This is a genomic window from Paenibacillus sp. J5, assembly GCF_054955055.1.
This window is the reverse complement of the sequence record NZ_JBUEDD010000020.1, coordinates 37,277-54,126: the sequence shown is the minus strand read 5'-3', so window position 1 is coordinate 54,126 and position 16,850 is coordinate 37,277. Positions and strand designations below refer to the sequence as shown.

The following is a 16,850-nucleotide window of genomic DNA, read 5'->3' as shown; positions in this document are numbered from 1 at the left end:
CCGGAGCGAAATCGAGCGGCAGAAGTGTATCTGGTGATGAGTGATGTACTAAGGAAAGACCCGTCGAGCGGAGAATATGAGGGGCTGAAAAAAACGCAATCCGCTGGTATCAGCAGTTGTATCCGAACAAAAGCAAGAGCGAGGCGGAGCAATGGTTTGCGCGTCTGACACAGAGCGGAGGGAGCGCGAGCGAGGAGCAGGCAGACGAGGCGTGGAGCGAGTTCTGGGAACAGTACAATGAACAACAGGCGGCGAATGACCAGTTCTGGTTCGGAATGGTGGCGTTGGCCGATGCGGTGATGTCAATTCGAGACGTCAAGAACGCATCGCGATACGGCACGATGGGCTTGACGAGCGGTGGAGGAACGCCGCCAAGACGGAATGCGAACGGAAGCAGCCCGTCGAAGAACACGGGAACGAACCCGCCGCCAGCAGCGCCGAAGGCGAAGCCGGAGGAGCCCTCATCTGGTACAGGGAACGGGAAGAAGGATGGAGGAAATAGCGGCAAGGGTGGAGAAGGAAGTAAGGGAAGTGGTAGTGAGGGGACGGGTAATGGTAAAGGCGTACCTAAAGGGTTTGAGAAGCAGGCTAAATCTGCATCCGATATTAGTGCTAAAGCCGAAGACGGAAAAATTAAATATGCAAGTAACTATCATGGTAGGCTTGGCAAAGAGAAAGAGCTAGAGATTTTATCAAAACCTGACGCAGTATATGTTTCAGGCAACAATACCCAAAATTTGATATATAGGAAAGGGGATAATGTGGTAATAGTTGAGAGCAAAGGCAGTTCCAAAGGGAATGTAATTACTAGTTATGGACCAGATAGGGCAAGAGGTGAAAGTGGCGCTGCTATATTTGGTGGAAAACCGACAGATCCTGGTATGCCCGTCACACATGACTCAATAGTAAATGGAACTATCCCCACTCCTAGTGGAGGAACTATGCCGCCTGCGACTCAAATAATACCATGAAAATTTTGAAATTTATATTTGATAACAATCTAACCACTACTAATGATGAGATAAGATGGTACTTATCCAGTCAAATTATATGGATTGGTAAGGAAAAAGATTATAAAGAAATAGAAGATCTAAAAAAAATTTCATATGGAAGTTTTGATTGGTTATGGTCTGATGCAGATACTATTTTATTTAATAAAGATGATTTAAGATTCTCTGGGGCTGTAATAAAGCTAACAGAACCCATAAATGTAATCAAAGAAGAATTGGAATCAAAACAGTTTGAGGAAAAAAACGGAAGTATTAAATTAAGAGATAAGAAAAATTTCAGCAGCAAATTATCCCATATAACAGAATATTATACTAGAGAGGATAAGATAATTTCTTATTCAGAGAAATGGGATAAATTAGAGCGAGTTGTTTTAGTGAATATGACAGGGGATTTTTCTTTTGTTCTGCAAAATGATGAGATAGTTGGATTTGTTCTTGTAAATGCTAGCAAGCATATTATTTCTGATGGCATTCACTTTGTTGAGGAGAGAGGAAATGTTGAACCTGATTTCCCCCTGAAATTAAGTCTTTTTCTGGAACTAGTAGAAATGATGGAAAGTGAAATACCTGAGTTGAAAGAATCAGAGTTGAAGAAAGCATTAACAAAAATATACGAGGAAATATCTCCATATGAAGGAACAAACTATATTGCGTTGAGAGATACAATTTTAAATGTCATAGATTATATGGATTGAGGAGTGGGGGCTACCCAGCTACAGTGAGGGTTGGACGGAAAACTCACCTGTTCTCGTCCAACTTAATTATTAGCGAAGCCCCATGATAGGTTGCGCGGCACGGGCCGACCTCACCTGACGTGAAGGACTTGAGCCTGGCGGCTCAGCCCTTCACGCCACCTAAGGTCATGCCCTGTACAAAGTATTTCTGGAGGAACGGGTAGACGACAATAATGGGCAGACTGGCGATAATCGTCATCGTGGCGCGAATCGAGGTGGGTGTCACCATCGTTACATTGCCTTGGGCGTTGGCGAAGGCATCGGCCGCCGTCCCGCCGCTGCTTGTGGTGGTGGTGGAGGTGGACAATACTTTCATCAGCTCATATTGCAGCGTGCTCAGCTCAATCTTCGAGGAGTTGTACAGGAACACATCGAACCACGAATTCCACTGATAGACGGCGACAAATAGCGATACCGTTGCCAGTGCGGGGACGGTGAGCGGCAGGACGATGCGCATGAACGTCGTGAATTCGCCGGCGCCGTCGATTCTGGCCGACTCCATGATGCCATCCGGCAAGCCTTCAATAAAGGAACGGATGACGATCATATTAAACACACCGATGATGCCGGGAATAATGTACACCCAGAAGCTGTTCAGCATGCCAAGCTCCTTGATGAGAAGGTAGTTCGGAATGAGGCCGCCGCTGAAGTACATCGTGAATATAAAGGCAATCGTGACGAATTTGCGCAGCAAATAATCCGGTCGGCTGATGGCATAGGCGAGCATCGCCGTGCAAAAGACGGAGATGATCGTGCCGACTATGGTGCGTGCCGCCGAGATGAAGGTAGCAAAAAAAATGTAAGCCTCATTAAAAATATACTCATAATTGCGCCATGTCCATTCTCTGGGCCATATATAGATGCTGCCGCGGATGGAGTCATTGGCGTCGTTGAAGGACAGGGCGAACATATTCACAAATGGATAGAGCGTCACAACGATGAGCAGCAGCATAAATAGAGTGTTGCATGCATCGAATACCGCATCCGATACGGGTGCATGCAGCTTGCGCGATCGCTTGGCTTGACTCATGCGTCATCGCCTCCTTGCTTCGGGATTAGTACAGCCTGCTCTGACCCAACCGCTTGGCGATATGGTTCGCAGCGATCAGGAAGATGAAGCTGACGACGGTTTTGAACATGCCTGCGGCTGTCGCGAGGCCGTAGTTGTTCATCTGCATGCCATACTTCAGCACGAATATATCCAGATTCTCCGAGTAGTCTACGGTCATACTGTTGCCCAGCAAATATTGCGGCTCGAACCCGGATTCCAGGATATGTCCGAGATTCATGATCAGCAAGATGACAATGACCGGCTTTATCCCCGGCAGAGTAATGTGCCAGATACGCTGAAGTCGGCTGGCGCCGTCGATCTGGGCAGCTTCATATTGCGAGGGATCGATGGTCGTAATGGCAGCCAGGTAGATGATCGTGTTCCAGCCAACGTTCTTCCATACCTCGGTCATTCCGAGAATGCCCCAGAAATATTCCCCCTTGCCCAGCCACAGCACAGGCTGATCGATCAGATGAAGCTTGAGCAGCAGCACGTTGACGATGCCTTCTGGCGCGAGTGTAGTCTGCACAATATTCGCCGCGACGACCCACGAAATAAAATGCGGCAAGTAGCTGATCGTTTGTACGGTTCGCTTGAACACAATATGGCGCAGCTCGTTGAGCAGCAGAGCCAGCACAATTGCTGTGCCGAAGCCCAGCACCAGATTGATCGTACTCATGACGAGCGTGTTGCGCAGCACAAGATAGAATGCCTCTTCCTGAAACAAGGTTCTGAAGTTATCCAGTCCAACCCATGCCTGATCGAATAGCTTCTTGGCCGGCCGGAACTTCTGGAAGGCAATCGTCCAGCCCCATAAGGGAACATACTTGAACAGAAACAGCCAGGCAAGAAAGGGCAGGGACATCAGCATCAGCATTTTCTGCTTGGACAGCTTTTTGAAATAGATCAACAATCGGGATGGTGCAGCGACTGTCGCTGCATGGTGTATCGCAGGTTTCTCCACGTTGGCCTTTCTCCTTTCCTGTACTTCAAGCATGAGCAGGGAAAAGCGAAGGCTGCTTCACTTTTCCCTGCTGCGTTCATTAGGTCGTGTCGTTTTCAGACACGCCCTAGACTACCATTTCCCTGCTACGCGCTCCTTGACCTTGGTCGTTACGAATTGCTCGAATCCGGCGACGTCCAGCTTGTTGAATTCATTCGTATACTCTGTCCAGATCGAGTCGAACTGGGAGCTGCTGGAGGCAAAGACGAGCTTGGGATAATATTTTTTCTGCAGGTCGCTAGACTTCTGATTAAAGATCTGCTCCGGCGAACCCTGCTCCTTCGTAATGCTCCAGGCAGGGTACCATGGACGCTCCTGTGGCTGGGCGAACAACTGGGAGAACGTTTCGACATTGTAAGCCTTCAGCAGTGCAAGGTCGCCCTCCGTGTACGTTTCGGCTGCCACCTCAGGCTGGTTGGCGACAGAATACGCATTGCCATCCTCCAGGATGGAGTTGCTGCCATAGCGAGGCCATTCATAATCGAAGTAGGCCCAGCCATACTTGCGCTTGAACTCATTGTCGTTGCGATTGGCGATCTGCTCCTTGGTCATCACCAACCGGCCTTTGTCGTTCACCGAATAGGTGACACCCTCCTCGCCCCATTGCACGAGCCTCTGGTTTTCTTCCGTCAGCAGATTATCCCAATATTTAATAATGCGAACAGGATTATCGGCGCTGATCGAGATGCCGATTCCGCGATTATTCACGAAAGCTGGTGGGTCAATATACGCATCTCTCGTATTCTCGTCAAATACGATCGGCAGAGCCACATAGCGCAGATCATCATTGCCTGCCGCCTTCAGATTGTTGGTCGCATCCGTTACCTGCCAGGCATAGTTGAAATAGCCGAGGACGCGACCGGAGGTCAGCTTCGCCAGATACTGGTCCTTGTTGGCGGTGAACGTCTCGGGATCAAGCAGCCCCTTGCTGCTCATCTGGTTCAGGGCGGCCAGCCATTGCTTCTCGTAGTCGCTTGCAGCATAGATTTTAGCTTCGTGGGTGTCCATATCGACCATCACATTGCCGTCATTCGGATAGCCGGCCAGATGCATCGGCACGTTCGTAATGGAGTAGAAGTCGCCCGATACGCCGGCGGAGGTAATGAAGCCGATTGTATCCTTGCCGTCGATCTTCTGGTATTTGGCTTGATACTTCTCGATCAGCTCGAAATATTGATCCAGCGTCTTCACCTCAGGATAGCCGAACTCCTTCAGCACACGCCGCTGAATCCAGAAGGCGCCTTGGGTCACATCGGGATCGGACAAGTAGCCGTTCACGTTGGCTGTATAAGGGAGGATGTAGATATTGCCGTCCTCATAGGTGATTTTGTTCATGTAATCGCCGTAGACGCGCTTAATATTAGGCGCATGCTCCTCGATTAGATCATTGAGTGGAATGAGTGCTCCTGCGTCCACTAGCTTCTCCAGCTCGGCGACCGGGGAGATGACATCCGGGTAATCGCCCCCGGCAATCATGACGCCGGATTTGGTACTCGCATCGCCGACGACGAACTCCATCTTCCAGTCTACGCCGGTCTGCTCCTGCAATTTTTTGCCGATGACAGTGTCACTGGCTATCACATCCTTGTTCGTGCCAAAGCCAAAGTACGTGAAGGTGACCGGCTCCGTGCTATCTCCTGCATTTGCCCCCTTGTTGTCAGGCGTGTTGCTGCTGCTGCAGCCTGCGAGCAGTAGGACAGATGCCATCACCGCCGCCAGACCTGTGTGGAGCCATTTATTTGTGCCCATTGTGCAACCCCTTTCTATCCTTTGTTTGTAAGCACTTTCAGTATAAAAGATCAAGCAGCGCTCCGTTACCCGCCAAAGCTTAGTTCATTCTTCATAAAGCTTAGGTCTTTCCGGCTCCGGTGCCTTCATTGCATCTGCGGGCAAGCGAAGGGTAATGCGGGTGCCCTGTCCCGGCTGACTATGAATAACGAACGTAAAATCGTCGCCAAAGCAAATTTTGAGCCGAATATACACATTCTTGATTCCGACGGACTCGGAGATCGCGTCATCCTCGGTGAGATACTGCTGCAGCTCCTTCACCTTCTCCTCGCTCATCCCTGCGCCATTATCGGCAATGACGAAGACGATATCTCGACCTTCACGCGCGATCTGGATCGTGATGAAGCCGATGCCCTGATGATTCTCAATCCCATGTATGCTGGCATTCTCAACAAACGGCAAAAAGGTCATCTTCGGAATAAGCGTCTCATAGAGCGCCTCATCCATTGAAATCTGGTAGGTCAGCCTGCCTGCAAACCGATATTTCTGAATCTCCAGAAAGCTCTCAATCAGCTCAATCTCCTCGCGAATGGACACGAAGCTGCGCTTCCAGGAGATGGAGGTACGGAAGATGCGCGCCATATTGCGGATCGTCCCGGCCGTCTCTGTCTCGCCCTTGATCAGGCTGCGCATGCGGATCGTCTCCAGGGCATTGAACAGAAAGTGCGGATTGATCTGACTGAGCAGCGCGTGCAGTTGAGCCTGTCGCTGACGGATTTCCAGCTCCTTCTTCTGGATTACCGTGACGTATACATCATTGATCAGACTCTCGATGCGCTCGATCATCCGGTTGAATTCCAGGGCTAACTGGCCGATCTCGTCACGCTCCTGATCATAGGGCACCGGCTCGAAGTGCTTGCCCTTGACACGTCTCATATGGATCAGAATATTTTTGAGGCGGGAATGAATGGAGCGGGAGATCATGATGATAATGATGGTTGGGACGAGGAAGGTCAGAAGCGCCAGCCAGATGATGTAAAACCCCGATTGCCGCACCTCGGACAGAATCTGTCCTTCATCCAGCACGCCATAGAGAGACCAGCCTCTAAGGTAACGACTGTTCTGATAATGAAGCTGCATATCGATGAACCGATCCGGCCTAATCATCCCGTCAAGAGGAGCAGGAGCCAGCGACTGGCTGCCATCCAGTGCCACGCTGTAGCGAATCTGCCGCATCGGATCGATAAAATAGAGGGTGCCCTCGAAGCTCGACAGGTCAAATAGCTGGTGGATATGATCCATGTTCAGATCGATCTTGAGAATATGCTCGTAGGGGTGATAGCGTTCATCCGACAGCTTCTGTAGAATATGGATTCCATCCTTATCGACATATAGATAGGGGTAGGTATGGCTGATCGGTTGCAGGCTGCGATACCAGTCTGTGTGCCGGGCATCGTCGTCCAGATCGACAATATGGTCGGAGGCCAGCACCATCGGATTATCGCTTAATATAACGGTAGAGCTGATCGTCTTGTACTCCTTGTCAGAGCGGTTGAACAATTGCTCGATGGAGGCCAGCGACTCGACATACTGGTCATAGGAGGCGTAGTCGGCATTCAGATGGTGGTCTAGCGATTTGTCGATCGAATACAGGTAGGAGATGCCGGCGGCATCGTCGATGGCCGCGCCTAATTCCTTATGCAGCAGCATGAGAGCACGGTTGGCGTCTACAGTCTTCTGCTCCTTGATGTTATGGGTCGTCACATTATAGAAGATGATATGCGTGAGCACGATCGGGATAAAGACACAGGCCGTATAGATCAGAATAAGCTTGTTGCGCAGCTTGAGATGATTGATATGAGATTTAAACATCGCATTCCCGTCCCTTCCTACTTCCTGCCAATCATCCGGTTGCGGTAATCGGTAGGCGTCATACGCTCCAGCTTCTCGAACTGGGTGGCAAAATAATCAGCGCTCTGGAAGCCCACCTGCTCGGCGATTTCATATATCCGCATGTCCGTCTGCCGCAGCAGCCGCTTGGCCTCCTCGATTCGCAGACTGAGCACATACTCATTGAAGTAGCTGCCATACGTCTTGCGGAATAGCTGTCCCAGATAGATGGAGTTCATATAAAATGTCGCCGCGATGCTTTTGAGCGTGATGTTCTCGGTATAATGGGCATCGATATACTTCTTCACCTTGTCAATGCTGCCCTTGCTATGCTCGTTTCGCTTACCTGCGATATAGGCGGCCGCTTCATCTACCAGGCGAATATAGGCCTCCTGCAATTGGTGTACATTGCGGTAGCGATCCTGCCAGTCCAGCAGGTCGCCAAGCAGAGACAGCTCCTCTTCATTGCCCTGGAGCAGCCGGATGGCATTCATGATGGCCACCAGACTGCGAGTAATCGTATTGGAGACAGCGCTAGGGGCAAAATGCAGATGCGAGAAGCTGCTGAACAGGCTATGAATGGTGACCAGATAATCGTCGCGTCGCTGCTCCTCGATCTCGACCAGCAGCCGGCGATGAAGCTCCTCCTCAACATCGAAATAGTAGAGAGGACGCTCCAGCATATCAGCGGCGAGCACGACTCGCTCCATGCCGGCGGCAAAGCGGTACTTCAAGCATTCGTTGGCGCTGTTGAAGGATTCGGCGACGCGGCTGAGGCTCGGGACGGTTCGCCCGGCAAACAAGACGACCGCTTCTTGGGTCTCCCGCTCCAGCGCCTTCTGCATCGCAGAGTAGGCCAGATGCTCCCCATGGCTGCCGGGCAGCAGTGAAGACGATGCTGGCAGGAGGAGGCCGTATTGATTGTACGCGCGTACATGAATGGGGGGATGAAGCGCTTCCTTATGTAGACAACGCCCGAGTGCCTGACGAAGCAGAGGCAAGTAATCCACGGTGCCATGGGGGAGCCCATCCTGCACCTCAACGATGACATAGCTGTATGGACAATGGGGGTCAAGCTCCAGCGCTTTGGCGATCTGCATCATGACGGGATCGCTGGGAGTGGCCTGCAGCAAGGTCTCGATGACGGATTCCGCGAGCTGCTGTTCATTGGCTAGCTGGGACAGATTCAGACGATTCAACGTCGTAGCGGCCTTTTTCAAGGTGGCAGCAAGCTCTCTCTCATCGACGGGCTTGAGGATATAGTCGGTGACATCATAGCGCAGCGCCTGCTGGGCATAGGAGAAATCATGATAGCCGCTGACAATGATGAATAACGGCTGATGCCGCTCTGCCGCCTTCACTTGCCGGATCAGCTCCAGGCCATCCATCACGGGCATGCGTATATCGACAATAACAAGCTCTGGCCTTAGCTGCTCGATCATCGCCAGCGCCTGCTGCCCGTCCTCGGCCTCGCCGCATAGCTCATAGGGCATCCTCTGCCAGTCGATTAGCCCAATCAACCCTTTGCGCACATAGAGTTCATCGTCCACGATCAACACCTTATACATAGGCAAGCCTCCTTATTCAACTATTTACAATGTATTATTGTAGCGGTACCGGACGATGGTTACAATTCAAATTCAATCCAGCGATCTTATCCTGATAATGCGAACAGCCCTGACCTCATGTTAGGTCAGGGCTGAACGATTAGCTTCGCTCGATTAGGAATTCAACTCAATCGCATACGTAATAATTTCTGCCTTGCCGACAGGCTGGCTGATGAGCGGAGTATCTGCAGCAGCAGTCCAGGCAGCAGCCTGCCTCGCATCATGCGCCTCGCCTTGCCCCTCGCTTACAGCAGCAACTGGGGCAGTTCCGTCAGCAACGATCGCAACGGCTTCACGTCGGCGCTCCAGAATGTCGCTCTTGTATACTGCTGCGGCTGCGAAGGCTGGCGTGAACTCCAGCGTTTGGCCTGCGCTGTCCAGGTTGTACCAGCGAATAATGGCATCGTCACGCTCCTTCGACATCTTGACGGCGGATAGCGCCAGCGCTTGGCCATTCCAGTCAAGGAAGCGATGAACAGGCGGCAGGGAGCCGGAGTGGACGCCCGTCTGGATGCGGAACACTGGAGCCTGGAACTGGTAAGCAGCAGCATAGGTCTGCGACTGCACGACATCGCCCGCATGTGGGTAGATGGCGAACTGCACCTCATGCTCGCCCAGACATTGGGCCTCCGGCGTCTCGAACACGCCCCAGTCGCCCAGCTCAGATACGGCACGCAGCAAGGTGACAGCGATCGTACCGCGTCCATCCTGCAGCACCTCGTATTCGTGCAGACCAATACCGGCAACGGTCAAGCCATGCTGCTCATCGGCTATGCTGACGAAGGTCTGCTGATGCTGGGCATTGCTCGGATTGATCCACTCCGGAGCCGGGACGGTATCGCGCCGCGCTACCTCGAAGATCGAGTCGGCTGCATGCTGCGCCGCATGGATGCCGCTCTCCAGCAGCACGCGCAGACGATGGTCGCGCGCCTCATTCGTGAAGCGGGCATGCACCAGCAGCCCCTTGCCCTCACGCTCCAGCGAGATCGAGGTGACGATGCGAAGCGGGACCGTCTCCTCCACGCGCTGAGCCTTGCGCTCGGTGAACGGGATCAGCCTGCGCTTCTCCTCGGTGAACAGCTCGTCCGCTCGCGCAGGGATGCGCCATTCATGCACGATCTCGAATGTCGCTCGATACGGCTCGTTCTCCACGAGGCGGATCGACGCATGGAGGTCGCGTGTCGTTAGCGGCTGCTCCTGCTCCGGCATCTTGAATACATATTCGTTGCCCAGGTCGCCGCAATTTTCATAGACGAGCAGATTCGTATAGGTGCGCCCGGTCTGCTTGTCCGTCAGCTCGAGCGAGCCGTTCTCCAGAATGCGGACGGCAAGCTGCTCATTCTCCATCCCGTTGCTGTGCACGCGCAGGGCGGAGGACGCTTCCGGCGCCAGAAGCGCCCGGCCTGCCGCGCGCTTCACCCAGGCATAGGAGGCATAGCCGACCGCCGGAACCGCGCTCGCCTCGAAGGTCAGGCGCACTCTGCGTGCCATATACGGCTGGCGGAACTTGTCCTTCGGCAGATCATAGCCGAAGTGCACACCTGCGTCCTCCGCCTGCGCCAGCAGCTCGCGGCCTTGCGTATCCACCAGCGCATAGTGCTCGCGTACCCATGGCATGCTCTCCAGTTCAGCGGTCAATGCGGCGATGGACGGACGCTCACTGAAATACAGCTTGTCCGTCTCCAGCTCGACCGTCACCGTACTGCTGCGTGCCCAACCGGTCGTGTTGAATACGACGAACGGGAAGGCCTGCTCGCCATAGCCTTCAAAGGCCGACGTATCCACGGTCTGAACAATAGCAGCCATGCTCTCGTCGATAATGAACTGTGCAGCGTGGCGGCTCTTCTCAAAGCGCGTCACCATCTCGCGGTGCACCTCATCGACAGAGCAGCCGCAGATGCTGTCATGCGGATGATTCTGCATCAGTGTCTTCCACGCATAGGTGAGCGGATCATGCGGGTAGCTCTTGCCGGCGGCCAGGCGAGCGAACAGCGCCATCGGCTCCGCGCCCTTCTCCAGCAGCGTCTGGCAGGCCGCATTGAGCTGCTTGAGATAGATGCGTGCGGAGGCCGTATTGACGAGCGTCCCCCAGCCGTCGGTACGCTGACTGCGCAGCTCGCCCTCGACCGTCACGAGCTTCTCGGATGGCAGGCTGGCCCGCAGTGCTGCGATATATTCCTCGAAGCTGGAATGGACGAAGTCGACCTCCGGGAATAGCTTGCGCGCAGTCGCCAGCGCCTGGGTCAGATCGGTCTGCACCGGCTGGTGGTCGCAGCCGTTCATGAACAGCAGCTCTGGTGTAGCGGCGAACTTCTCGGCGTCCGCCAGCTTTTTGTCCCAGTATGGCTTGGCTGCCTCCGGGAGCACCGGGGCTTCCATGCCATTGTTGTACCAGTTGGCGAACAAAATGCCGAGAACCGTCGAGCCGTCGGGCCCTTGCCAGAACATCTCGGAGTACGGAGACTCATAGCTGTCCGCCTCGCTCACCATATTGTTGAAGCCGGTCGGCTTAACGCCGCGTCCGAAGACCGCGGTGTCGATGTCGGCTTGCCTTAGCAGCTGCGGCGCCTGCCCCATATTGCCGAACGAATCGGGGAAGTAGCCGAGCTTGGAGATGACGCCGTAGGGCGCGGCATCCTGATGACCGATCAGCAGGTTGCGCACATTGGCCTCGGAGCTGGTCAGGAACTCATCCTGCAAAATATACCATGGCCCGATAATGATCCGCCCCTCGCGGATGTAACGCTCCAGACGCTCGCGCTGCTGCGGGCGCACCTGCAGGTAGTCATCGATAATAATCGTCTGTCCGTCCAGATGGAAGCTGCGAAACTCGGGGTCGCGATCGAGCGTGTCCAGCAGCGTATCCATCAGCTCGATCAGCAGCATATGATGGCGCTCGAAGGGCAGATACCATTCGCGATCCCAGTGCGTATGTGTAATCAGATGGGCCTTTTTTCTTGTCATGGCAGTAAGGAGCCTCCTCTTAAAGTTTGTTCTCGGTGATCAGCTTCGTCATCAGCTCGCTGAACAGGCTGTTCGCCCAGGCGAACCAGGGCCGTGTGAATTGCATAGGATCGTCAGTGTGGAAGCCCTCGTGCATATAGCCCGTGCCTGCATCGGTCTGCTGCAGCAGCTCGACAATCTCTGCAATCTCCTCGTCATCGCTGGAGGTCAGCGCCTGCATCGTCAGGCTGATGTGCCAGATATAGCCCGGAGGCGTATGCGGGCTGCCGATGCCTGCGGCGACCTTGCCTTTGTAGTAGTAAGGATTGCTCTCGCTCAGGATAAATCGGCGTGTGTTCTGGTAGATCGGGTCGCTCTTGTCCGTATAGCCGAGATAGGGGATGGAGAGCAGGCTTGGCACATTAGCGTCATCCATCAGATTATAGTGTCCCAGGCCGTCCGTCTCATAGGCGTACATCTCCCCGTACACGGGATGGCGATAGACGCCATAGGTCTCGATGCCATAGCGAATCTCCTCCGCGAGCTTCGCTGCCCAGGCTGCCAGATGCTCGTCATGCAACACCTCGGTGGCGATCTCCGCTACATAGCCAAGCACGACAACGGCGAACTGGTTCGCCGGGATCAGATAGCCGAAGGTGCATGCATCGTCGCTTGGGCGGAAGCCGCTCCAGGTCATGCCGGTGAAGCTGACAGGCATCCCCTTGCCGTGGTTGCGCAGCGTATCGGTCTTCGGCCCGGTCAGACGGGTGAAGCGGTAATCCGACTTCTCCATATGGTATTGCTCGATCTCCAGCAGGCGCAGGATGGCACGCACAGCGCTCTGCCATGTCTCGTCGAAATGGCCGCTGCGTCCGCTTTCCTTCCAATAGAGATAGCTTAGCTGCAGCGGGTAGCAGAGAGAGTCCAGCTCATACTTGCGCTCCCATACCCATGGGTTCAGCTCGGCGATATCCTCCTCCCAACGCTTGCCATTGGCCTCCTCGTTGAAGGCATTGGCATAGGGGTCCATCAGAATGCACCGCATCTGGCGCTTAATCAGCCCTTCGATAATGCGTTGCAGGTCAGCATCGTCCTTCGTAAAGGGCAAATACTGCTTCACCTGAGCGCTGGAATCACGCAGCCACATCGCCGGGATGTCACCCGTAAATACGAAGGTGCTGCCGTCATCCTGCAATCGGGTTGTCGTCTCTAAAGTATTGGGAAAGCACTGCTTGTACATCTGCAGCAGCTTGGGGCGCGCAGCCAGCTTCTCCTCAGCCAGCGCCAGCATCTGCTCGATCGATTGGGGCAGCTTCATCATCGTTTCCTCCTTTGAATGAAGAGCCGAGTGCAGCGACGCGGCCGCACTCGGCTAACAGGGTGTCTTGTAATGTATGCCAGGCTAGCAGCCTGAATCCTGCAATAACGCAGCGATTTCCTGATATTGTTATAGAGAGAGGCTTATGATCATGTGGTTCCTGTTACATTAGGATTGGCATACACGCTCTAGCTCAATCTCGAAGGTGCGAAGCTCGTAAGGCTCCAGCACGAATTCGATGCCGTTCTCCCCTGGCTGCACGTTGCCAGCGCCAATCTCCATCAGATTGCATTCCTGCCAGGAGGCGATACGCAGATCGCTCTCCAGCTTCAGCACCTTGCGGCTGCCGGAGAAGTCGTGTACGCGCACAATGACGCGCTGCTGATCCTCGGACTTCTTGACTGCGGAGATCATCGCTGTATCCCCGCTCAGGCGGAACATCGAGCGGGATGGCTCGGCAGTTGCGCCAGCGCTCACCCGCAGCGGATTGTTCAGCGCCCAGGCGCTCTGTACTGTGCCGCCCTGCAACCAGTCGCCCTGATGCGGGAACAGCGAGTAGGTGAAGGCGTGATGGCCTTGATCCGCTTCAATATCAGGGTGTGTTGCACACTTGATCAGGGATAGGCGCAACACGTTGTCCTTTATATCATAGCCATATTTGCAATCGTTCATCAGGCTGACGCCGTAGCCGCGGTCGGACAGATCGGCCCACTGATGGCCGACCGACTCGAAGCGTGCTGCATCCCAGCTCGTGTTCCAGTGTGTCGGACGTTTCACATTGCCATACTGAATGTCGTAGGTCGCTTCGGTTGCACGTACATGCACAGGGAAGGCAGCCTTGAGCAGCTTCTGGCGTTCATGCCAATCGGCTTCGGTCACGAAGTCGATGCGGCGGCTGTCGGCATAGACCATCATCCGCTGCTCGATCGTCGAGCTGCGATGTGTCCAGACGAAGCGGATCACAGCCCGCAGTGGCCCGCATTCCTCGACGGACACATGCTGCAAGGCCGTAATTTCCGTCATCTTCTCCTGATAGAATATATCGATGTCCCATGCGTCGAACATGAGCGGCTTGTCCTCGAACAACTGCAGCACATTGCCGCGCTGACCCTCTGCCAGCACCTCGCGGCGTTCCTCCCGATCATAGATGCGCGTCAGTTGTCCCCACTCGTTCCATGTCAGCTCGAAGAACGGGGTGACGATACCGCTTGGCTGCACCTGGAATGCAGCAGCTTGCGCTGTTAAGGCGCCAGCGGCCTCAACATTTGCACCGGCTTGCGGCATGTCGGCGTCAGCCACAGCAACAGCATCAGCAGCACCAACAGCGCCATCACGAACGTCTGCGGAAGCTGGTACAAATCCAATCGTCGTATAGCCGAGTGATGGCACATCCGCCACTTCAACCACCCATGTCTGTCCATTGGACTGAGCGGAAAGCTCGCGCCCCGCAGCATCGACCCAGCGGCCATGCTCCATGCCCGGCTTCAGCTCAAGCTCGGCCAGGCGCGTCTCCATCCATGGGGAGGAGTTCCATATGGTGAATTTCTGCACAGCATCCAAAGCAACCGCTGTATGATCTTCACCAGCCAGCAGCGCTTGCTGGGCGCCTTCCCATACAGTACGTCCAATCTGCTCAGCCTCGGCATATTCGATCGTGCTGTCCTCATACACCTCACGGATCGAGGAGCCAGGGATAATATCATGGAACTGGTTGCGCAATATAATCTTCCAGCCCTCGGTCAGCTCCTGGCCGCGGTACTGGCTCCAATCGCCGGCAAGCACGCTCTGGAATGCGTTCAGCCATTCGGCCTCGCGATACAGCAGCTCCAGCTTGCGGTTCATCCGTTTGTTGTACGCCTGGCTTGTATAGGTACCGCGATGGTATTCCAGGTACAGCTCGCCGTCCCATGTATGCACGTAGCTGTCGGTCTTGGCAACGGTGTCCTGCAGCTTGCGGAAGTAGTCGCCCGCTTGCCCGGTCTGCAGCTTCGGCATGCCTGGCATCTTGTCCAGTCTGCGGCGCATCTCCAGCATGGTGCGGTTGACGCCGCCGCCGCCATCGCCATAACCATAGGAGAGCAGCAGCTCCTGATTCATCTCCTTGTTGCGGTAAGCATCCCAGCTCCCTTTGACCGTCTTCGGAATAATCTGACCGTTGTAGGTATAGAACCAGGAGCCCGGCTGCGACCACGGCTCCGTCGTCGTGATGAAGTGCGTCAGCACCTCCGAGCCGTCAATACCGCGCCAATGGAAGGTGTCATGTGGCATCCGGTTGTATTGATTCCAGCTAATCTTCGTTGTCATGAAGGTATTAATCCCGGATTTCTTCAAGATCTGCGGCAGCGACCAGCTATAGCCGAAGACATCGGGCAGCCACAGGTAATCGCAATCCTTGCCGAACTCATCCTTGAAGAAGCGGGTCCCGACCAGCAACTGGCGCACAAGCGATTCGCCAGAGGTCAGGTTGCAGTCCGCCTCCAGCCACATGCCGCCTCCCGCCTCCCAGCGGCCTTCGCGCACACGATCCTTCACCTGCTCATACAGCTCGGGATAGTCCTGCTTCAGATATTCATAGAGCTGCGGCTGTGTCTGCAGGAAGATATATTCCGGGAACAGCTCCATCAGGCGCATGACGGTAGAGAAGGAACGAGCGCCCTTCTCGCGTGTATGCTTCAGTCGCCATAGCCAGGCGACGTCAATATGGGTATGCCCGATGCAGGTGATGGTGACCGGAGAGGTCTTCTCCAGCTTGTCGATCTGGTCAGCCAGCAGGTCGCGTGCATCGACTACGGAAGCATAGAAATCGTCGGAGCCCGGCTCTGTCCAGTCGAGCAACTGCAGTGCGCGGTCGCACGCCTTGAGCAGGCTGGCGCGTTCCGGTAGATTCTCATCGAGCACCTTGACCGTCTCGATCGCGGCAAAGGCGGTATAATACAGATCATCCGTCGCCTCATCCAGCCAGGCCATCTCTGCCAGGCGGACACCATGGGTCTGATCCTTCGGCTGACCGCCGCCCTCCAGTCCCGACCAGAGGCGGAACAACAGCTCCTGCTCAGTTCCTGCCGCCTCATCTGGCAGGAAGACCTCCATATGGTTGGAGTCTACCCCTTGGTACGGCTTGCCCTGCCAGTAGAATAGCGACTCAAAGCCGGAGTTATTGCCTGCGCCGGTCTCGCCGAAGTCGAAGCGGCCGAGGATGCGCCGTCCGCGCCAATCCGCCGGGATGGACACCGTGGCCGACAGCCACAGATACAGATCGCGTCCGCTCCAGGTGTCGCCGGTCTTCATCGTCCCCCAGTCGGCTGCGCGCTGTGGCAGCGACGGGTTAATCTCCTTGCGTGTATCTTCGATCGAATGAAAATAAGGAATCGGCTGCCGGTCGCGGTAGCGGTACTCGGACAGCTCATTTATGCGGGATTCCAGCTTCTGGAGTGTTTTGAACATAGGAAAATACCCCCTGTAATTCAAGGGGAGGGGCAAGATAACGTATGCGGACACTGCGTATTTGTACGGAAGACGCATGTCTTCCACGAAGAATTTGAAATCTAAGGGTTGACTCTATTATA

The 16,850-nt window shown here is 54.6% G+C and carries 10 protein-coding genes; 2 read left to right on the top strand and 8 right to left on the bottom strand.

Annotated features, from left to right (window positions below):
• Window positions 1-116 precede the first annotated feature (116 nt).
• Window positions 117-971 (top strand): hypothetical protein, encoded by an 855-nt coding sequence (locus ACY1JZ_RS25565; RefSeq protein ID WP_462631567.1) that lies wholly within the window; start codon window positions 117-119, stop codon window positions 969-971.
• Entirely contained in the window at window positions 968-1,705 is a 738-nt protein-coding gene (locus tag ACY1JZ_RS25560; RefSeq protein ID WP_462631566.1) for a hypothetical protein, read from the top strand. The genes ACY1JZ_RS25565 and ACY1JZ_RS25560 overlap by 4 nt, the downstream gene beginning before the upstream one ends.
• A 142-nt stretch (window positions 1,706-1,847) precedes the next feature.
• Here the strand turns inward: ACY1JZ_RS25560 and ACY1JZ_RS25555 are convergent, their stop codons facing one another.
• The 8 genes from ACY1JZ_RS25555 to ACY1JZ_RS25520 form a co-directional block, all read right to left on the bottom strand.
• Entirely contained in the window at window positions 1,848-2,774 is a 927-nt protein-coding gene (locus ACY1JZ_RS25555; RefSeq protein ID WP_462631565.1) for a carbohydrate ABC transporter permease, read from the bottom strand.
• Window positions 2,775-2,799: 25 nt separating this feature from the next.
• Window positions 2,800-3,672 carry an ABC transporter permease gene (locus ACY1JZ_RS25550; protein WP_270172807.1) on the bottom strand — a complete coding sequence of 291 codons (873 nt, stop codon included), beginning with the start codon at window positions 3,670-3,672 and terminating at the stop codon, window positions 2,800-2,802.
• Between the two features lie 198 nt (window positions 3,673-3,870).
• Complete coding sequence (locus ACY1JZ_RS25545) at window positions 3,871-5,547, bottom strand: ABC transporter substrate-binding protein (protein WP_462631564.1); 1,677 nt, start codon at window positions 5,545-5,547, stop codon at window positions 3,871-3,873.
• An 84-nt stretch (window positions 5,548-5,631) separates the two neighbouring features.
• The gene (locus ACY1JZ_RS25540; protein WP_462631563.1) at window positions 5,632-7,398 is read right to left on the bottom strand and encodes a sensor histidine kinase; all 1,767 of its coding nucleotides are present in this window, start codon (window positions 7,396-7,398) and stop codon (window positions 5,632-5,634) included.
• 17 nt (window positions 7,399-7,415) lie between these two features.
• Window positions 7,416-8,984 carry a response regulator gene (locus ACY1JZ_RS25535; RefSeq protein WP_270168963.1) on the bottom strand — a complete coding sequence of 523 codons (1,569 nt, stop codon included), beginning with the start codon at window positions 8,982-8,984 and terminating at the stop codon, window positions 7,416-7,418.
• 153 nt (window positions 8,985-9,137) lie between these two features.
• The gene (locus ACY1JZ_RS25530; protein WP_462631562.1) at window positions 9,138-11,987 is read right to left on the bottom strand and encodes an alpha-mannosidase; all 2,850 of its coding nucleotides are present in this window, start codon (window positions 11,985-11,987) and stop codon (window positions 9,138-9,140) included.
• A gap of 19 nt (window positions 11,988-12,006) precedes the next feature.
• Window positions 12,007-13,287: a glycoside hydrolase family 125 protein gene (locus ACY1JZ_RS25525; RefSeq protein ID WP_270168966.1), complete on the bottom strand. Its 1,281-nt coding sequence runs from the start codon at window positions 13,285-13,287 to the stop codon at window positions 12,007-12,009.
• Between the two features lie 165 nt (window positions 13,288-13,452).
• Window positions 13,453-16,728, bottom strand: a complete 3,276-nt coding sequence (locus tag ACY1JZ_RS25520) for an alpha-mannosidase (RefSeq protein ID WP_462631559.1) — start codon at window positions 16,726-16,728, stop codon at window positions 13,453-13,455.
• Between the last annotated feature and the right edge of the window lie 122 nt (window positions 16,729-16,850).